The organism is Pseudoalteromonas amylolytica, from assembly GCF_001854605.1.
In the GTDB taxonomy this organism is placed as follows: Bacteria; Pseudomonadota; Gammaproteobacteria; order Enterobacterales; family Alteromonadaceae; genus Pseudoalteromonas; species Pseudoalteromonas amylolytica.
In genome coordinates this window covers 20216-39933 of sequence record NZ_MKJU01000037.1, presented here as the reverse complement: position 1 = coordinate 39933, position 19718 = coordinate 20216, and the positions used below count along the sequence as shown (strand labels likewise).

General features: G+C 44.1%; 16 protein-coding genes. 2 read left to right on the top strand and 14 right to left on the bottom strand.

Annotated features, from left to right (window positions below; translation table 11 throughout):
- Positions 1 to 103: 103 nt before the first annotated feature.
- Positions 104 to 1474, top strand: coding sequence for an oxygen-independent coproporphyrinogen III oxidase (gene hemN, locus BET10_RS20510; protein WP_070987924.1), 1371 nt, complete (start codon positions 104 to 106; stop codon positions 1472 to 1474).
- Between the two features lie 39 nt (positions 1475 to 1513).
- On the opposite strand, the gene BET10_RS20505 is transcribed toward hemN, so the two are convergent.
- Complete coding sequence (locus tag BET10_RS20505) at positions 1514 to 1966, bottom strand: tellurite resistance TerB family protein (RefSeq protein WP_070987922.1); 453 nt, start codon at positions 1964 to 1966, stop codon at positions 1514 to 1516.
- Positions 1967 to 2026: 60 nt separating this feature from the next.
- Between BET10_RS20505 and BET10_RS20500 the strand changes: the two genes are divergently transcribed.
- Complete coding sequence (locus BET10_RS20500; RefSeq protein WP_070987920.1) at positions 2027 to 2407, top strand: hypothetical protein; 381 nt, start codon at positions 2027 to 2029, stop codon at positions 2405 to 2407.
- 31 nt (positions 2408 to 2438) lie between these two features.
- Here the strand turns inward: BET10_RS20500 and BET10_RS20495 are convergent, their stop codons facing one another.
- The 13 genes from BET10_RS20495 to BET10_RS20435 form a co-directional block, all read right to left on the bottom strand.
- Positions 2439 to 2858, bottom strand: coding sequence for a globin family protein (locus BET10_RS20495; protein WP_070987918.1), 420 nt, complete (start codon positions 2856 to 2858; stop codon positions 2439 to 2441).
- A 280-nt stretch (positions 2859 to 3138) separates the two neighbouring features.
- Positions 3139 to 3735: a hypothetical protein gene (locus BET10_RS20490; RefSeq protein ID WP_070987916.1), complete on the bottom strand. Its 597-nt coding sequence runs from the start codon at positions 3733 to 3735 to the stop codon at positions 3139 to 3141.
- A 92-nt stretch (positions 3736 to 3827) separates the two neighbouring features.
- The gene (gene leuD, locus BET10_RS20485; RefSeq protein WP_070987914.1) at positions 3828 to 4427 is read right to left on the bottom strand and encodes a 3-isopropylmalate dehydratase small subunit; all 600 of its coding nucleotides are present in this window, start codon (positions 4425 to 4427) and stop codon (positions 3828 to 3830) included.
- A gap of 5 nt (positions 4428 to 4432) precedes the next feature.
- Positions 4433 to 5827, bottom strand: a complete 1395-nt coding sequence (gene leuC, locus BET10_RS20480) for a 3-isopropylmalate dehydratase large subunit (RefSeq protein ID WP_070987912.1) — start codon at positions 5825 to 5827, stop codon at positions 4433 to 4435.
- A 57-nt stretch (positions 5828 to 5884) separates the two neighbouring features.
- Entirely contained in the window at positions 5885 to 6961 is a 1077-nt protein-coding gene (gene leuB / locus BET10_RS20475) for a 3-isopropylmalate dehydrogenase (RefSeq protein ID WP_070987911.1), read from the bottom strand.
- Entirely contained in the window at positions 6958 to 8505 is a 1548-nt protein-coding gene (gene leuA / locus BET10_RS20470) for a 2-isopropylmalate synthase (RefSeq protein ID WP_070987909.1), read from the bottom strand. The genes leuB and leuA overlap by 4 nt, the downstream gene beginning before the upstream one ends.
- 337 nt (positions 8506 to 8842) lie before the next feature.
- Positions 8843 to 9475, bottom strand: coding sequence for a PKD domain-containing protein (locus tag BET10_RS20465; protein WP_070987907.1), 633 nt, complete (start codon positions 9473 to 9475; stop codon positions 8843 to 8845).
- An 11-nt stretch (positions 9476 to 9486) separates the two neighbouring features.
- Entirely contained in the window at positions 9487 to 10548 is a 1062-nt protein-coding gene (locus BET10_RS20460; RefSeq protein WP_070987905.1) for a hypothetical protein, read from the bottom strand.
- Positions 10549 to 10601: 53 nt separating this feature from the next.
- On the bottom strand, positions 10602 to 12068 hold the full coding sequence (locus BET10_RS20455) for an internalin (protein ID WP_070987903.1): 1467 nt from the start codon (positions 12066 to 12068) through the stop codon (positions 10602 to 10604).
- A 10-nt stretch (positions 12069 to 12078) separates the two neighbouring features.
- Positions 12079 to 12909, bottom strand: coding sequence for a GEVED domain-containing protein (locus BET10_RS20450; RefSeq protein WP_070987901.1), 831 nt, complete (start codon positions 12907 to 12909; stop codon positions 12079 to 12081).
- 10 nt (positions 12910 to 12919) lie between these two features.
- Complete coding sequence (locus BET10_RS20445) at positions 12920 to 14179, bottom strand: hypothetical protein (protein ID WP_070987899.1); 1260 nt, start codon at positions 14177 to 14179, stop codon at positions 12920 to 12922.
- A gap of 40 nt (positions 14180 to 14219) precedes the next feature.
- Entirely contained in the window at positions 14220 to 16244 is a 2025-nt protein-coding gene (locus BET10_RS20440) for a Hint domain-containing protein (RefSeq protein WP_070987897.1), read from the bottom strand.
- Positions 16245 to 16349: 105 nt separating this feature from the next.
- The gene (locus BET10_RS20435; protein WP_070987895.1) at positions 16350 to 19607 is read right to left on the bottom strand and encodes a M4 family metallopeptidase; all 3258 of its coding nucleotides are present in this window, start codon (positions 19605 to 19607) and stop codon (positions 16350 to 16352) included.
- Positions 19608 to 19718: the final 111 nt, after the last annotated feature.

Genomic DNA, 19718 nt, shown 5'->3' with positions numbered 1-19718 from the left:
CTCTAAGGAGCACATCACAACCTTGCGGCAGATCAATAACCTGCTACCCCCTTCGTTTTATACTCACACTCCCGACTTATACGTGAAAAAGTGAGTGCTTAACGTGATTAATCTACCAACTTGGGATGACTCCCTGATCAAAAAGTATAATGTGTCTGGTCCAAGGTATACCTCGTACCCAACGGCGCTGTCTTTACAATCTGGCTATGATGACACAGCGCTGCGTGCTGCGGTTCAATCTTCAAAAAGTCGCTCACTTTCACTGTATATTCACATCCCGTTTTGTCATCAGCTTTGCTACTACTGTGGCTGCAACAAGATAGTGACCCGCCATCAACACAAAGCAGACACCTATTTAGATAACCTGGAGTTAGAAATTCAGGCACAAGCGCCATTATTTGCTCACTATGGTGTTGAACAATTACATCTAGGGGGAGGGACGCCCACCTTTCTAAGTTCAAAGCAAATGAGTCGCTTAATCACTATGCTAGAGCAACATTTTGCTTTTACACCTAAGGCGCAGCGCAGCATTGAGATAGATCCGCGCTCATTGGCAGAAGGTATGCTAGAACACTTGAAACAACTTGGTTTTAATCGCATCTCCTTTGGCGTACAAGATTTTAACGACCAAGTACAAGAAGCGGTTAACCGCCCCCAACACATGGAAGACGTGATAGCATTATTAACGCATGCCCGTGAGTTGGGCTTTAAGTCCATTAATGCTGATATGATCTATGGGCTTCCTCATCAAACACCTGAAAGCTTTGCAAACAGCATCGCTAAACTCATCGAGCTAAGCCCTGATAGAGTCTCTGTGTTTAACTATGCCCACCTGCCCGATAAGTTTGCCGCTCAGCGTAAATTGAAAGAAGCTGATATGCCCACTCCTGCGCAAAAGCTCACGATGTTTAAAAACACGCTCGCGCAAATGACAGAGGCGGGTTATCAATTTATTGGTATGGACCATTTTGCCAAAAAGACCGATGAGCTGGCCGTTGCGCAGCAATTCGGCAAGCTTCACCGTAATTTTCAAGGCTATACAACCCATGGGGAGTGCGACTTGCTGGGTCTGGGGGTGTCATCTATTTCACAAATAGGTGATGCTATTTTGCAAAACGAAAAGGATCTTAAAGCCTATTATGAAGCTGTAAACCTAGCGGGATTTGCTATTGCCAAAGGCATGAAATTAGATGAGGAAGACAAGCTTAGAGCAGCAGTGATCAAACAGCTTATCTGCCACTTTGAACTGGATATTCCGCAGTTTGAAGCCATATACAACCTAGACTTTAACACCCACTTTTCTGAGGCGTTGTGTGCACTCACACCACTGGCTGAGGATGGCTTAGTAGAGATAACCCCAGAGAAAATTACGGTGACCAGCAAAGGTAATCTGTTTATTCGGATCATCTGTATGTGCTTTGACGCTTACTTGCAACAACAATTGAAAACAACACGCTTCTCTCGCGTTATCTGATCAAGTGCTATCGCCTCACTTGAACGTCTTCAGCTGAGGCTAGCCTTGCAAAGCATCTTGTGCGGCTATTTTTGCGCCAATAAAATCAACGTGCGCCACATATAATAGCCCAGATATTTTACGTATTATGTGATCTTCATGACTGTCTAAATGACCGTCGGCAAACGCCACATGCCACAGTAGCTCAATGATCTCAATGCGTTCAACATCAGAGGTTTGACGATTTATTTGCTTAACAAACGCGTATAAATCTATGGCCTGATCAACCTGTTGCTGTGCCTGCTCAAGTAGCGTCTCAACCTGCTCCCCCTCCAACTGACACCGACTTATGAGTATATTACGAATTTTATTCAACTCACTTTCTAATGTTTTACCATCAGAGCGCATCACTTCAACCATTAATGCTGCTAGTGCCGTATTAAACTCCAGTTCTAGTGGCTTCGGAGCGGATGCCGTGGCGTTTTGCAATAACTTCTTTAGATGATTTAACAACGGGATACCCCTGTCTATGTTAGACTTAATATGGTTTAAAAATTTAAGGACCAAGCATACATGGAGTCAAAAAGATTAAGTAGTTATAACAACCAATGTTTAGCCAGTATATTGGTTATATTAAGTATACTGCTGCTGAGTGCTTGTCAGAATATCAAAGCCGTGCCAGGCAAACCCGAAAAGCACTATGACTTTGATCATAAAGTTCATTATGAACAAACCAAGTATAATAATGCCCACTACTTATTGCAGATAAAATCGGATAGTTATCGACATTTTTTGCAACAAAGTGTGTTTTTGCTGCGCCACAGCCAACGCTTGTGCCAAGGGAGCACCCCGCAGATCACTTTACAGCAAGGCGTGCAAGGCTTTGAAAAGCTACCCACTTCTCCCAGACCGTACCAACCAGATCTTGTCGCACAAGTGCGCTGTATCAAGTAACTTTAAAGCGCCTAGCGAGCGCTTTTCAATGTCACGACTCATTGAAGGAATGGGCTTTCATGACATCAGCCACCAAATGAATTGTATCAACCCAAGCCTGGCGCAGTTCACTATCCCACTCATCTCCAAGCCCGACTTTTAGGGTATGTAATAAGGCATTACCTACCGGTGTAAAGTCTTTAGCTTCAACACCATAACCAACATGACGTTCAGCAAGGCTCTGGAGTACGGGTACTAGCTTTTCTAGATCATCCAGCCCTGCGACTGCCAGTTTCAGTGTTGCCATGAGCTTTTGGCCTTGAGCCTTGATACTTGTTTTGAATAGTGGTTTTAGCGAAGGGTCGTATTCGAATAAGGTTTTGTAGAAAATATCCGCGGCTTGCTCAGAAATGGGTTCCACTTTTGCAAAGCTACTTTGTACCAGCTGTTTTTGTCGTTCTGTTATTGCCATAGCGCTTCCTTTAACATGTAGCGCCGAACCTGATCGGCGCATGAGTGACCATCTAAAAAATAGCCACTAAAATCCAGAAGCGCGAATAAAAACCTAATTAACCTCAGCTGTTGATAAGGGTTTTGATAAAAGAAGAAATTAACCTCTTGCGATTTTAGCATCCAATAATGATATTTCGCTCAATATCAAGGCATTTTTGCGAAGTAATAGCGCGCTATTACAAGTAAAAATAACGAAGAAAGTGTGCAAAATAGCTTTATTGGGCTAATTCGCTTGTTAACTATTGGTCTTTGTTGCCCCAAGGCGCTGCTGGGGGTTTAATAGGTTGGGTCAAATCAAAATCTACCCGAAACTCTCTGCCCTCACGGACCATGCGGTAGCTAAAGGTTTCCTCGTAAATAAACATTTGCCAAGTGTTGCCAGCAGATTGCGGAATACCTTGGCGCACGAATAACTCTTTGGAATACTGATCGGCTGGAAATGATTGTACATTGTTATACCCTGCATCAACTGTATGTCCTCCGTACATAGTTGAAGCATCATCGCTGCCGTCCTGATGACGATGATCATGCTTTAAACTCAAACCGCTGCCAGTTTTGCTAATGATCCACGTTCGTGAAGCGTCATCTCCCACGTGAAAAGGCACTTGCAATTGCTGCTCTGTACAGTGGCGCACATGCATAACAAGCTTTTTATCCGCAAAACTACTGGGACCTTGTGCATTGTCTACAGACACCTCGCCTTCAAATGCCTTACCACAATGCTGGGCAATCTGATTGAAAAATGCATCATGAGTCGCAATTGACACCAATGGCGCAGGACGAGAAAAAGCGGCTATGCTGGTCAAAGCCAACGTGCTAAGAGCAATATATTTCATTATCTAAATGCCTAAAATAAAAAACCAAAGAGTAACCAGCTCTTTGGTCTGTTGCAATCAAATACGTTTAAACTGGCGATAGGTGATGGTTATTACTGCCACGGACGCTGCGTTGCTAGTTGCTGCTCAAACGCGTTAATCTGCCCATTGAGCTGCTCCGTTTCGCCGATAAAATCAAGACCACTGAGTAATCGAGCTTTAATATCCGAACGTACGTCAAAGTCAATAACATCGAAATACTGACTGCGTAACTGCTGTTGCTCTAAATCCACTTCCACTTGAATATCTTCATGTTTTTGAGTCAGTTCAAAAAGCATATCCAAGGTATTGGCCGGTAGGGCAATGCATAGCATCTGGTTATTACCACAATTATTAAAGAAAATATCAGCAAAACTCTGCGCCAAAATCACACTAAAGCCATACTGCTTAAGTGCCCATGGCGCATGCTCTCGTGAAGAGCCACAACCAAAATTATCACGTGTTAACAGTACTGATGCTCCCTGATAACACGTGCGGTTTAACACAAAATCTGGATTCGCTAAGCCGTTGTCTAAATAACGCCAGTCATAAAACAACGCCTTATCAAAACCATCTCGACTGGTCGATGTGAGAAACTGCTTAGGAATGATCTGATCCGTATCTACATTATTTTTGTCTAGCGGAGCCAACAGCCCCTGATGATAACAACTCATTAAACTTACCCTCGAATATCGGTAAAATAGCCCGTAATTGCAGCCGCCGCCGCCATTGCCGGACTGACCAGATGCGTTCGACCACCGCGCCCTTGGCGGCCTTCAAAGTTTCTGTTAGATGTTGATGCGCAACGTTTGCCAGCCTCAAGACGATCGTCATTCATTGCCAAACACATTGAGCAGCCCGGTTCACGCCATTCAAAACCCGCGGCTTTAAAAATATCAGCTAACCCTTCTTGCTCTGCTTGCTGTTTCACTAGGCCTGAGCCTGGCACGATCAGCGCTTCCACTCCTTGAACAACCTGTTTGCCCTTTACAATTTCAGCTGCCGCACGTAAGTCTTCGATACGACTGTTGGTACAAGAGCCAATAAAGACGGTGTCTACTTTGGCATCCGACAGCCTCTGCCCTGCTTCAAGACCCATATATTTCAACGCACTGCGAATAGCATCAGCTTTAATCAAATCTGGCTCAGCGTCTGGGTCTGGCACCAACTCATCGATGCCAATCACTTGCTCTGGACTAGTTCCCCATGTCACCTGAGGTTGAATTTCTTGTGCATTCATTTCAACCACTAAATCAAATTGTGCGTCTTCGTCTGATTGCAGAGTTTTCCAATACTCAACGGCCGAGATAAAGTCTTCCCCTTGTGGCGCAAAAGGACGCCCTTTTAAGTATTGGAATGTGGTTTCATCTGGTGCGATTAACCCAGCCTTGGCTCCCATTTCAATACTCATGTTACACAGCGTCATACGCGCTTCCATCGACAGGGCCTCTATTGCGCTGCCACAAAACTCTGCAACATACCCCGTTCCTCCTGCCGTGCCCAATTTGCCAATCACCGCCATAATAAGATCTTTGGCTGTGACAGTGGGCCGAAGCTGTCCATTTATTTGAATTTTCAATGACTTTGCTTTTTTCTGTTGCAGTGTTTGAGTTGCCAGCACGTGTTCAACTTCTGAAGTACCAATACCGTGTGCCAATGCTCCAAAAGCGCCATGCGTTGAGGTATGGCTATCACCACACACTATGGTTGTGCCGGGTAAGGTGATCCCCTGCTCCGGGCCTATAACATGTACAATTCCCTGATTAATCGAGTTTAAGTCATACAAGACAATGCCAAACTCTTCACAGTTTTGTGCCAACGCTAGCAGTTGATTTTTAGATACTTCACTTGCGGCATCTAACGAGCGGCTTTTGGTTGATACGTTGTGATCCATCGTCGCAAAAGTTTTGTCAGGGCAACGTACCGTGCGGTTTTTCTCACGCAGTCCAGCAAAAGCCTGAGGCGATGTTACCTCATGGACCAAGTGCCTATCGATATAAAGTAAGTCGGTTTGTTCATTAATTTTTGCAACCACATGTGATTGCCAAATTTTGTCGTATAAGGTTTGTGCCACTTGCTACATCCTCAGCTTTGTCGGTAGCCTGACGAAGACTACCCACTCAAATTAACATTAAATTCTTGCGACGATTGCCTGCGCTACATCTTGAGTCGTGTAAGCCGCATTTGGGAAAATATCAGGAGTACCAATACCTGATGCCACCGCCTCCGCCACCGCTTTTTCTATACTACGAGCAGCTTCATCCTGACCAAGAGAATATCTGAGCATCAGCGCTGCACTGAGTATTTGCGCGATAGGATTTGCAATTCCCTTACCTGCGATGTCAGGTGCCGAGCCACCAGCTGGTTCATACAAACCAAAGCCCGATTGGTTCAAACTCGCTGAAGGCAGTAATCCCATAGAGCCTGTGATCATGGCGCATTCATCAGATAGGATGTCACCAAATAAGTTGTCACATAACAGCACATCAAATTGTTGTGGCTGCTTCACCAATTGCATTGCGGCGTTATCGACGTATATGTAATCAAGTGTCACTTCAGGATAATCTTTACTAACCTCAGTAACCACCTCTCGCCACAACACACTGGAAGCCAACACATTGGCTTTGTCTACAGATGTAACATGGTTGCTGCGCAGCTTAGCAGCTTCAAATGCAAAGCGTGCTATGCGCTCAATTTCCGCTCTTGAATAACGCTGAGTGTCGTACGCAGATTCTTCCAACCCTGTACCCTCTCGGCCTTTTTCACCGAAATAGATCCCCCCAGTCAGCTCACGCACACACAAAATATCGAAGCCTCGCTCACTAATATCGGCGCGCAGTGGCGAAGCCTTACTTAAAGCAGGAAGTAGCTGCGCTGGGCGTAAATTACAGAATAAGCCAAAGTGTTTGCGAAGCGGTAACAGTGATGCACGTTCAGGTTGTTGATCGGGTGGTAAACTTTCCCACTTTGGTCCACCAACCGAGCCAAATAAAATTGCATCAGCCGCTTCACACGCAGCTAATGTGGACGGTGGTAAAGCTTGACCATATTGGTCAATTGCCGCGCCGCCAATGGCGTGATGCTCACGCTCTAATGTGAACTTAAATTTGTCGCTGACCGCATCGAGTACGCTCAATGCTGCCGACATCACTTCAGGGCCAATGCCATCTCCTGCGAGTACGGCAACTTGGTAACTTGCTTGGCTCATCCTGCTTTCCTTTGTTGTTTTAAACTTGAGACTTTCTGTGCTCTGTCTATTAGATTGTAAACGCGGACCATTGCTCGTACTGACGCTTCGACGATATCTGCAGCAAGACCCGCACCGTGATACTGGCGACCATTATACTTAGCTATGATGTCCACTTGACCAAGAGAACTTGCCCCCTGCCCCGTAGCATCCAAATTATATTCAATGACTTCTACTGCCATACCTGTAATACGCTCGATTGCCAAGAATGACGCCTCAACGGGACCATTCCCTGTGGCGGCTTCTTGCTTAGATTGCTGACCTACCGTCATGCCAATGGTAGAGCTAGCCACTGACTGGGAGTTAGAGGTAGAATTAACAAACTCTAACTTGTAGTGATCTTCTTCGTCATTGATCTGGTTGAAATAAATCATGGCTTCTAAGTCATAGTCATACACAGTGCCCTTTTGATCCGCCAATGCTAAGAAGCTTTCGTATAGGCTATCCATATCATAATCAGACTTTTGATACCCCAGCTCTGTAAGGCGGTGTTCAATGACGTGACGCCCAGAGCGTGAGGTCATATTGAGTTGATTGTTAGGCACACCTACGCTTTCAGGCGACATGATTTCATAAGTATTCTGAGCTTTTAATACTCCATCTTGGTGAATACCAGAACTGTGTGCAAAAGCATTTTCACCCACAATGGCTTTGTTCGGCTGCACCGCCATGTTACAAATCTTTGCAACCTGACGAGAGGCTCGGTAGATTTCTTCACTATGAATGTCGGTATGTACTTTTAAATGGTCTTGACGCATTTTCATGATCATCGCCACTTCTTCTAGTGAGCAGTTACCCGCCCGCTCACCAATACCGTTGATGGTACATTCTATTTGTCTTGCCCCCGCTTGTACCGCCGCAATAGAGTTGGCAACTGCCAAACCTAAATCATTGTGACAATGCACACTCAATCGTGCCTTATCGATATTTGGCACGTTGTTCATCAAATGGTGGATCATCGCGGCATATTCATCTGGCGTTACATAGCCCACGGTGTCGGGTAAATTGATGGTCGATGCGCCAGCATCAATAGCTGACTCCACAATGCGACAAAGATCACTATGTGGTGTGCGCCCTGCATCTTCACATGAAAATTCAACGTCATCAGTATACTTTCGCGCGAGCTTGATAGACTTCACTGCCATGGCTGTGGCATCGTCCAAGCTCATTCGCAGCTTATGTTCAAGGTGCAAGGGACTGGTGGCAATAAAGGTATGAATTCTGCCACGCTCTGCTGGTTTAAGGGCTTCCCCACAGGCCTCTATATCCTTACTCACCGTACGAGCTAACCCACAAATAACTGGATTTCGCACTTCAGTGGCGATGCGTTGTACCGCTCTAAAGTCTGCAGGACTAGAAACTGGAAACCCAACCTCCATTACGTCCACATTCAAGCGGCTTATGGCATGTGCTAACTGCAATTTATCATCTTCGGTTAGGCTTGCTTTTAATGCTTGCTCGCCATCACGCAACGTAGTATCAAAAATCCAGACTTTATCCTGCATTACTTGTTCCTCATCCCCAAAAATAAAAAAACCCCGCTAAGTGCGGGGTCCAAAGTAGTAGCTCAATTTACGCGCACTACACCCCACTCTCACAGTTAATCAGTAAGAGGTTAAGCAGTAGTGACAAAAGCGTGATGTTATTCATTGAGCATATTCGTCCTGTTGATGGATTGGCTATGTTTTAACATGGGAAACAAACTCAAATCAAGCATAAAAAATCCACAAAAGCACAACCCTTGAGATGAAAAAAGAAACCATAAACCAAAAAGCAACGAGAAAATAAAAAAATAATTCAACATCACATATCAAGCGCAGAAATTAACTAATGCATCAGGTATTACTGAGTAAATTTGTTAAATGAAGTTTTTCTCAAAATCACAGCAAATAAACACAAAAACAGCACAAAATATAGCGACCCACCACCGTCTGCATCATCCGCGGGGTTATTCGGCTCGGTAGTGTTGTCACTGTCATCTTGCTCAGTAATGGTTATTTGCATGTTTTGCTCAGAAATGAGGGTCTGGTCAAACTTCGCCTGCAGAGTAATTTGATACGAACCTGCTTGCTGCGGCGTAAACGCAAACTGCCTCCCTTGATGACTCTCACCGCTGGATGAGAGCCAGTAATACTGTAAATCCAGCTCAGCTTTAGCATCTAAGTCGACTTGATAGGTTAAATGTTGCTGGACAGTCCCAGTGTCTGGACCAAGGATATTCATGGCCAATACATTCGGTGTGATCAAGTCAACCATCTTAAGCTGTTCAGCTACTTGTTTGCCATTTTGATAGGTAAGCTTTCGTACCTGATAAATTCCTGGCTTTTGGTATTGATGTAATGGTTGTGCTTCATGAGAGTAGTTTCCATCTCCAAAGTCCCAAAAGTACTGTTCCGTGGCGTTCGCGATTGCACTATCATGCCAAGATAACAATACAAACACAGGGACTACTATCTTCCTTAACTGCTTAAACACTTTATTACTCCTTATCGACATTGAGGCTGGTTAGGATCAGCAAAACAAGTCGTTCGTAAAGCTTCCATTTCCTCTAAGTTAACTTTTGCCGCATCTAATTGCGCTTGTGCATCTGGCTGTTCATCCTCAGTAGCTACGGCTAAAAACGCTTCATAACGCTGTACATCACGTACCGCCTTACCATAACGTTCATCAATACTGCGCCAAATATCCTCATATTGTTCGCTACTGCTTATTCCTTGTTGCGATAACAATTCGTAATGGCCCGAGTCCTGATAGGATTCTATCATGATACTGCGAGTCACTTTTGGCAAGTTATTCAAATCCGCACTCAGTGGACCACCAAAAGTATAATCCGCCAGCTTTTGTAGGGTATCTAAACACGGTGTAATACTGCTTCCTCGGCAATGCTTTGGGTTATTCGCCATGATTTGCGTAAGCCCAGCTGGTAAATCACCATTGGAATTTACATCTATCGACAATACCGCGTTAGCTGCAAACTTTTCGATTTCTTTTATTTTGGTTTTGGTTTTCTTAAAAAACAGCACTCGGATTTTAATTTTGGTGACAAACTTTTTGTAATCTTCCTCTGTCCGAAAATGTAACCGCGCATTTAAAAACAAATCTCTGCCGTATCTAACTTGGTAAACAAAGTCATTTCCACAAGATAAATCTTCATAACCCGCAACAACTTGCCGATTTTCCAGCGTACTATATCCCTGCTCTAATTGCAGATGTAACTGCGAGGTCAAACTTAGGGTATCGGTTGCATTTCGGTGCGTCATAGATGTTGATACACTACCTGCTATGATGAACAGGTTAACTCCACCATGTAGCTCACCAAATGTCCGTCTGCGGATCTGCGTTTCATTCTGACGCTGCAAATAATCTAACTGCCCCGAGCTTACCGGCGTATGAATAACCGTGCCCGTTAAACACTTATCACCTACTTTATGAGTTTGTACAGCAAATGATTTTCCCAAATCCTGCTCGGAAAATTGCTCACTGTAATATCGCTGTGCCGATGCACCCACACTGAAACAGACCAACACCCCATACAGTATCGTTCTCATATTCACTCCTTGAAATGAGCCAAAACGCATGCACGTTTTGGCTCATAATGGTATTAACCCGCGTTAAACGCGCTGCCGTATGTGCTCAATGCAGCTTCACATAAACGCCAGTTCAGAACGCCTCTAGCCGGTGCACTTGCATCAATAAATGTAGGTGCCCATCTCATGTTGCGATATTTCACACTTTCGTCTTCAATCACCGCGCCTGAGCGCACTGCTTCTTGACGCGCTATTTCGCACTGTTTCCAGTCTAGACGATCCGATTGCGGTAACTGTAGCTGGGTCGCATCATAGTTTGCAGGACATGTTTTACCACGACGTGTACAGTCATCTTTCATCTTTTGAAGTTCGTCTTCACATGATGTACCGAATGGATTATCTCTACAGAACTTGGCTGCATTGTAGAGGAACCAAGCATTGTCATAGGCAAGATCTTTAATTTGCTCTACAGATGTGCGCTGCTCTTCTGGTAGATACGCGTAGTAGCTAGTGAGTAAGTTAGTCGCACGCTGTTCATCAAGTACTGCTTGCTTGAATTCATCTTCAAGTTCAGTGATCAGCCATTTAGTTGCGTTACGAATCGTTAGGTACTCAGGTACCAATGGACGTAATGCTAACGAAGAGCTGTCATAACGCGTGGTGTAATAACGCACTACGTTGTAATCGCTTAACGTGTTCAACTGACTTCTAAAGCCATCTTTGGCATATTTAACCGCTTCATAAAACATATCGAAACACGGCGTAGGGTTATCCAAAGAACAGGTAATAATGTTGTTTGGAATAATCGTCAGCAACTGCTTCGGATCACCACCGTGCTGAATCGCGCGTACGGTGATTTTTACGGATGACTTAGTATCATCTTGTAGATATTTAAGTTGACCACCAACATTAAATACACCACCGTATAGGTCAACATCCAAGTAACCACCAATTTCTGATTTATCACGGTTGCTACCGTAATCAATCTTAAGGTTAACCATAATGTTTGCACCGTATTCGATAGCCGATACAAATTCATCGCCCGCTAGTTGCTGAATTTTTGCCTGATGATTCGTTGCAATCTCTTGACCCGCTTGCGATAGGGTATAACCCACATTGCTGTCTTGAGGTAAAAAGAGTCGCTTTTTCGGCGTGCTACTTGCACTAAAAGTATATGAACTTGAGTAAGTACTTGATGCCATTTCCTTTGCTAGGCTCGCGCCCGCAGACACTCGCACAACAGGGAAATTCACATCAATATCAACACTACCATTTAAGGTACTCAGTAGGTCATCATAGCTCATATCAATGCCGGTTTTAAATTTCAGCTCAGTATTACCAAACGTTTCATCAATACGTCCCGCAACAGGTTGTACATTTAAAAATCGCTTTAACTGACTGTCGTAAGCTGTACCAATCGCAACGTGATCGTTGATTAAGCCAGATATTGTTGAACCAGTAGTTGCCGTGCTAATGTCATTCGCTACTGCCGCTGAGCTGCTAAGTCCAAGCAGTAACATGTATGAGTAAATAGGTTTCATTGCTTTGTCCTTAACGAATTGTCACCAAATAATCTTCCACTTCACCGTACAAGGTGCGCTTACAGGCATCATCTGAGCCACCACCAGCATCGCTGGCAACACGCATCAGAGTTACCCCATCTGCGGCATCTGTCGGTACATCAAAAGTGAATTGAAACGGCGCATCAGAAGCCGACTTATAGACGATTTCATTTGCGGCAAGTTGACCATCTTGGTTCCAATCAATCCACACGCGTAGCGCAACATAAGATGGGTATTGAGGATCTTTGTTGCCAGGTGTTACTGACATTTTGACTGTGCGCCCCGCAGGTAAGGTAATTACTTTACCTGACACCGCCGTGTAGTCATGACTAAGAGACTCATGTACAAAGTCTTCTACTGTCACTTTTTCTATCCATTCCCACTCGTTATCAAAGCTCTTATTGGCACAATACTCGTGAGTCAGCTGCGTAGTTTGTAATGCAACAGGAACATATTCAGGCGGCATAGTGCTACAAGCTTGCGCGTCACTGTTGCCAGCTTGCCAACCATACGGATTGGTGAAATCACTATTTGCGAACGTCAAATATTGCGCTTTATCAGGCGTTAGCCACAAGGCTTTTAATTGGTTAAGCTTTTGCTCTTTTGGCACAATCTCTGTGGTGTTATACATCTGCTCCCAGATTTCCACCAATAGACCGTCATAACATTTTGCAAGCCAGTCAAAGCGACCTTGTGCTTGAGATACCGTGAGTAAATCACCTAATTCATTATAATTTGCTTGCTGTGCGATATCTTCGTTAGCATGTCCATGCATTGCAACCCCCATCATTGAGGCTGCGACGAATACGAATTTATTCATTGTTCTATCCTTACTTTAATACATCACTGTAGACGCTGTAATCACGGTAATAAGCCATGTTGGCAGCTTCATAATCGATACAGTAGTTCCCTTCTGGGTTTGCCTCACAGTAATCCACCATGTCTGCAAACAGGTTGGCATTATTGCGGCTGAAAGATTCGATTTCACTCAATTGATCTAACTGCTCAGTAGTAAACTGCGCTGCATAATAACGCTGTAGATTTTTTGCTCTACGATACGTTAAGCGCTCTTCAATCCAACGAGCTGTAAGCTCCTTGACCACTAGCTTAGTTAAATAATTTGCCTGTACGTAGCCCGTGTCTGGTACTAATTGTTGAAGGCCTGGACCTGCGTCCACATAATCGCTGATGTAAGCTTCTGTTACGTTATAATCATCCAGTGAGTCAAACTGGTTGATGTAATCTTGCTTCAGGTAGTTAACGGCTGCCTCAAACAAGTTGAAGCATGGCTCAGGGTTAAGTAATGTACACTGCATAATGCCGTTTGGAATGATGCTTAATAAACGGTTAGGATCTCCCCCGCTTTGATAGCCACTGATGGTGATTTTCACCGATTGACGCTTTTCTTCATCAATCTTCTGCAATTGACCATCCACTTTAACTTTACCAATCCAATCAACGCTCAGATAACCGCCTATTGAACGCTTATCTTGCTCATCTCGGTAATCAATTTTCATATTGATGACCACATTTGAGCCATACGCAAAGCCAGAAACAAAGCCTTCACCTAGATTGTTTGCTTTGTTGCCAGGTTGTGCGGTTGCTAAGTCAATGGCCGCTTGGGTAGGCTGAAAACCACTGGCTGATGTGGGCATTAGCACTCTAGATTTTGGTTTTACCGATGAGTACACGGTATAGGTGCCCGTGTATTTGTCGGCACTAATATCTTTGGCATAGTTTGCCCCCGCATCGACACGAACCGCTGGGAATTTAAAGCCAATGTCCACTTTACCATCAATCAATTTCAGTGCTTGCTCGTAGGCCAAGTCTACACCGACACGAAAGTCGATATTGGTGTTACCCAAATGCTCCGCTTGCGTACCCACCACTGATTGTAAACCTAGATAAGAATCACCCGCTCGCTTATAGGCAGTGCCTAAAGGAACAGCGTCAATCATTTCCGCCATTTGCACATCTTGCTTGCTTTGCGGTTCACCTTGCTTGTCTAAGAAGTCGTAGGGGTTTTGCGCTGCATGACTTGATGTCGCAAACAATGCACACATAATGCCGCTATAAATAAAAGTTTTCATATTTTCACTCCGTGATATGGCCCCGAAGGGCCAGTCCAACTTATCGTTTACTATTTAGGTAATCTTTGTGCCAACTTTCTGGCAGACGGATAAGTACATCCTGCTCAGTTTCAACAACTTCTTTGAACTCATTAGCACTTTGTGTTGCTAAGTCACCAACTTGAACGCTGTTCGCGAACATGCTGAATGTTTCATTCACACGGTGCTTCGGATCATCCTTAGTACGACCTAGTTTCAGGTTGTAAACCGCATCATTGTATTTCACGCGTTCAACCTTAGTGATGAATCCAAACCCACCATGCATCTGAATTTGATCAGCTACTTTGATGTCTTTCGCCCATACAGGCTGACCCGCCTGAGTGATCACAGGGTGAGACTCTGTTAACAACAACGTTTTACCTTCACGTGTTGTTAGTTTCACCATAGGAATGGCTTCAACACCAATAGAGATGTCTTTGATTTCAAGCGGTAAACGAATGTTAGGGCTGTATTGACTTGCGCCCAATACCGTGTCACCTACGCTCAATTTCTCGATTGGCATTTCAGAGCCATCAGGTAGCAAGATCATGCTGCCTTTCGCCAAACAGCTGTAAACGATTTGCATTGGAGGATGGTCTAAGTCTTCCCAAGTGCCCATGCCTGTTGAGCCGATAACAATAGTTTCAAGCCTTGGCGCTGAGCCTGGACGCGGTTCGTTAGCTACTGCAATGTTCATGATCCAGTTAGCATCTTGATAACGGCCATACAGAGTCGCATCGCCAAATACACCTTCGTTACGTGTGATATTCCAATGCAACCTAGTCAATGTACGTGTGCGATATGGGATATATTCCACTTCGATGCGGTCCGCGAAGAAATTCTCGATTTCGCTATAAGGGTTACCTGCAATTTCTGTTGCACCACCGCCTTCTTTGGTTTGAATAAAGATGTTAGAACCACGCTCTGCCTCAGCAGGTTTAGTGATTTTTTCACCCACTTCTAGCGATAAACTACCATCTGTATTTTCAACGACGTTTAGTTCTGTCCAGTCTGGGCGATAAATCGTCTTAACTTTACCCATGATCACGTATTCACCAATGAATGGAACTTTTAACTTCATATCGCCATTAGGTGTATTTGATGGATAAATATTTTCATAGTCACAGTCACCATAGTTTCTGTTCAAACATACGATGATCTTGGGTTCTGTCTCGGTACCTGTCGCAATATCAGCAGGGTGAGTAACATTTGATCCAATTGGAATAGTAGGCGCTGGCATTTCAGCGAATGTGCTCGCACCGATACTCGCTGTCGACATTAAACCTGGTTCTGTTTGCAAGGTTTCGTCAGGCTCAATGTAACCTAAAATCGCAAGTAATGTTTCGCGTGGGTACTCCACTTTAGAGTTTCTATCTTCAATGACTTCATTGCCGTTAGCATCTTCATATACCACCGTCACCCAAGCATCAGCGTAAATGCGCTCTGCATTTTTAATGGTCTCAATAGCACTGTCTACTTTAACCGCTGAGTAGATAGATTTACGCTTTTGTTCTGTACCATCACCGAAGAACTCAGCATAACGAGGTAAAGTGATCGAGCGGCCATTTTGGTCTACCAGCGTCAGGTCAATAAACGTATAATTAGTGGGTACTCGCTCACTATTAAGTGCAGATACGACCAAGTATTTTTCTGTTGTACCAGGTAATGTTGCTACTTCAAAACCCATATGTTTGAAGAATGAACAAACATTCGACGGGTGGGTTTCGCAGTTCTCTGTCGTGGTCGTTCCATAACTTTGCGCTACGACGCCTGACTCTGATTGCTTGTCTTGTTGATAAAGCTGATTATCAATCAAGTTATATAGGTGCGGACGATTTTTTTTCGTCAAACCATATTTAGCCAAGCGTGCTTTTAAGCGAGCATTTTGCGATTTATTCACCAAGTTTGAACGCACGTAAGATGCAGGCTCAATTTGTATATTCGGCTGCTCCACATTGATCGGATTAGCTGAGTGAGGTACAGAGGTCTGAGCTAGCGCGGAACTTGCCCCCAGCGCTAAAGCTATTGATAAGCTTAAGATTTTCATCGGTATTCCTTTTGTTTATATTTGTTGATCATATTTTTTGAGCGCACGCTCAGGAGTCCCATGTATCCTATACATGGGAACCCTTACTGCGATTTATAAAAATGACTACTGAATAAACAGTTTTAGATCGGTAACTTCGCCATACCGGAAGTCCTTGCATCCGTCAGAGCCCAATGTATAACTCGGTAACTCTTCTAGTTTTGCTCGCAATACCGTGTCACCACTTTCAACCTCACTTGCATTAAGTGGAAGCGATTGGCTGGCCTTGATACGACACTTACCCGTCACATAGGAGCAGGTCTTAGCATAGTTCCATGTTGGGTTAGATTGGTTATTTTCACCCGCTTCGAAAATGCCATTTTGGTTTTTATCAAGCCAGATGGTAAAGCGTAGTCGGTCATTCACATCTCTCAAATACCAGTTGGCTGTGCTCCAAGCTATCTCATTACTATGGATATCAATATTTAGCTCATTACCGGTATTGAATCTCAAGTTAGTGTTGAATTCATCATAGCCCTGTGTGGTATATCCAGAGGCTGGGTTATCAAAACTATAACTTAACCCACCGGTGCGAATTGAGAGTTTGTCTATGTAGAATGCTGAAGGATCCCCCTCTGACATAACTTGCGACGTACAACTTGGCACTGGAACAACCACCGTTTTTGTGATTTCATCCGAAGTGTTAGTTCCATCGTTATACGTAACCGTTAGTTTTACATCATAGCTTTTACCCGCTTGCGAATAGGTGATCACCCCAGGGTTTTCATTGGTAGATGTTTTACCTGCATCACCAAATTGCCAGAAGTAGCTTGGTTGGCGAGAACTGTTAACAGTCGAGGTATTAGTGAATTGTACTTGGTTGCCTTCCAAAACTTCATAGCCAAAATCCGCTGACAATGGTAGCTCAGGCGTTTCAATGTTAACTTTAACATCGAATGCTTGAGCACCTCTTGCATAACCACACGTATCGTAGAATGCGTAGTCAGTGCCCACAGCTACTCGAAGCAGGCTTACTCCATCAGAAAGCGCATCAGGCAATGAGAAGGCAACAGTCCCTGTGTTCATGGTCTGATTATCTACCAGCATTTCTTCTGCGCTGAAGATACCATTGCGATCCACATCAACCAGCACGGTCACTTTCTTGTTAATAACGCCATCACCTAAGTCGATGTTGTGCTGATTGTTACTGTTAAGTGTAATCGTGTTGTCCAATAAACTTTGATAGGCCTGATCTGCCAAGGTGAACTGCTGACCATTGATAGCTACCGATGTAGTATGAACAGTTGCAGGGCTAAACTGTGGACCACAGGACGCTTTAACCTCACGACTAAAGAAGTGATTGAAGCCATGCAACACTTCACCATTTGTTTTCTGAACCTGTAGATTCAAGCGCAATAATTTACCCGGTTGAACCTGTTTCTCTCTAAACAAAAATGGGTAAATTGCCGTGCCACTGCTTCGCTGCCATGTCTCAGTGCCGATATCTGAGTCGCCCCAGTCAACCGATATAGACTCGATGTCATCCGCTTGTGTGGCACTTAAATCATAGCCCATAGTGTCATATTTAATGTCGCTGCCAAATTCTAATGTTGTTAAATCAGAGGTTTGTGCGACGATACCTACAGAGTGCAGGGTTTCATCGATTTGCTTACGCACTTCTTGTGCATTACTCAAATGCGCAAAGCTGTCAGCCTGTTCTAATAAACAATATCCCGCATCTTCAATCTTTGCCCCAGTGAAGAAACAGTTGACGTTGGCCTTAAGAAACAGTTTGAAAGTATCTTGAATAGACCAGCCCTGTCTTTTTACCAGCTCATAAAATGCTTTTCTCAACACACCCGCAGTTGCATAGATAGACTGACCTGCCTCGTAATCCTTGAAGTGGTCAATGCTTTTTCCATCCCAAGATGGCATTTCGAAGAATCGCGTGCCAGAGCTTTGGTAGAGCACATCCCAACCATACCACCACTTTCGGTTTGCGCCGTAGCCACCGTTGTCATCTCGGGTCCAATCCAAATACGGTGTCGTTGTGGTAAAATTGCCTGAAGCATGCAGGGTTAAGTAATCTAATAACGCTACACTGGCCATATCAGAAAATGCTTCATTGATCGCCCCATCTTGGCCATTTGCACCCAGACCACTGTTCCAATATGTGATCGCATGACTCGCTTCATGGGCAACAATACTTAAAGTGGTGTGGTAGTAATGGGTCGCGCCATAGTTACCAGTCCCGTAGTTGACGAACTCATTATCCCAACTTGCCTGAACATTACCAAAACTGTTGTTACCTACTTTTTGCTTTAACTGGCGTAAACAATAGCTGCCTGACTGGCAGTTAGGGTCTTGGTTAAACAGCTCTTTGAGTAACGTATGGTAATACTGCATCACCAAGCCACCATTGAAATGCGCATCATTCACACCAGAGTAGCTAAAGTAACTCGTGTACGAATCATCAATCGCATTTTTATCGAAGTTCTCATTCCCAGTGGCGCAGTTATAGCTGGCTGTATCAGTTTGATTACTCATATAATCAATGGTTTGAACGTACGGGTTTTCCAAATAACAGGTGTCACCGGACTTTGTCACGACAAAAGGATAACCAGAAAACTCGCTAAAAATAGCACTGCCAGCAGCGTTGAACACCAATTCTTGTGGCTTATCCGTAAAACTATCATATTGGTACTGCAAACAGTTTGTCATGCTATTAGGTGAGGGCGAATAACAGATGCCACCTAACTTTTCGTTACCACCGATACCGCCACCTGCAACGAGCGTATCACCTGCTAATCCATTTAACCCATTTTCTCTTTTTAGAGTTTTTAATGTCAGCGCATCCAATACATACTGATGTATTTTATCTGCGTGCGTAGCCCGAACTTGTAATACTGGTTTGAGCTTGTCGAAGACCAGCTGGTAAGCTCTTTGCACACTGACATTCGCGTCATCTAGTTGCAATTGTGAAATCACTTGTTGTTCAAGTGCTGAGTCACTCAGTTGAAAACGTTTTGGAACCGTTATTTGCTCACTCTGCTCAGCGACGATTATTTGCCCTAAACCTTGGGTAATATTCCCCTGCTCGTCTTTAATAACGACAAAGCGGCTATCCAGTACCGGCCATTGGTCAACATACACTTGATAGTGTAAAAAGCGCTTTTTTGTACCCTTAGTGTCTAACAGCTCGTACCGTAGCTTTGGTGTGTTAGAACGTGTATCGGCTATTTGAAAGCCCTCACTGGTTGAAGACTGGAACTTAAGCAAAGGCCAGTTTTGACTTTGATTTGCGAGCGAGTGTTGCTGGGCGGCTTGAGCACTGCCTACGGCACAGACAACACCACTTACAAATAAAGCGGTAAGCTTGTTCATATCTACTCCTTGAAACAAAATGTTGTGATTTCCTTAATCACAGCATTCATAGAATTATTGTCGGGTTTAGAGTAATACATCGAACTTTACAATTAAATAACAATAAAGTGC

Excerpts from the sequence above, each read along its gene's own strand:
- BET10_RS20500 (WP_070987920.1), top strand. The coding sequence starts at position 2,027 with ATGGAGTCAAAAAGATTAAGTAGTTATAACAACCAATGTTTAGCCAGT.
- BET10_RS20495 (WP_070987918.1), bottom strand. The coding sequence starts at position 2,858 with ATGGCAATAACAGAACGACAAAAACAGCTGGTACAAAGTAGCTTTGCA.
- BET10_RS20490 (WP_070987916.1), bottom strand. The coding sequence starts at position 3,735 with ATGAAATATATTGCTCTTAGCACGTTGGCTTTGACCAGCATAGCCGCT.
- leuD (WP_070987914.1), bottom strand. The coding sequence starts at position 4,427 with ATGAGTTGTTATCATCAGGGGCTGTTGGCTCCGCTAGACAAAAATAAT.
- leuB (WP_070987911.1), bottom strand. The coding sequence starts at position 6,961 with ATGAGCCAAGCAAGTTACCAAGTTGCCGTACTCGCAGGAGATGGCATT.
- leuA (WP_070987909.1), bottom strand. The coding sequence starts at position 8,505 with ATGCAGGATAAAGTCTGGATTTTTGATACTACGTTGCGTGATGGCGAG.
- BET10_RS20460 (WP_070987905.1), bottom strand. The coding sequence starts at position 10,548 with ATGAGAACGATACTGTATGGGGTGTTGGTCTGTTTCAGTGTGGGTGCA.
- BET10_RS20455 (WP_070987903.1), bottom strand. The coding sequence starts at position 12,068 with ATGAAACCTATTTACTCATACATGTTACTGCTTGGACTTAGCAGCTCA.
- BET10_RS20450 (WP_070987901.1), bottom strand. The coding sequence starts at position 12,909 with ATGAATAAATTCGTATTCGTCGCAGCCTCAATGATGGGGGTTGCAATG.
- BET10_RS20445 (WP_070987899.1), bottom strand. The coding sequence starts at position 14,179 with ATGAAAACTTTTATTTATAGCGGCATTATGTGTGCATTGTTTGCGACA.
- BET10_RS20440 (WP_070987897.1), bottom strand. The coding sequence starts at position 16,244 with ATGAAAATCTTAAGCTTATCAATAGCTTTAGCGCTGGGGGCAAGTTCC.
- BET10_RS20435 (WP_070987895.1), bottom strand. The coding sequence starts at position 19,607 with ATGAACAAGCTTACCGCTTTATTTGTAAGTGGTGTTGTCTGTGCCGTA.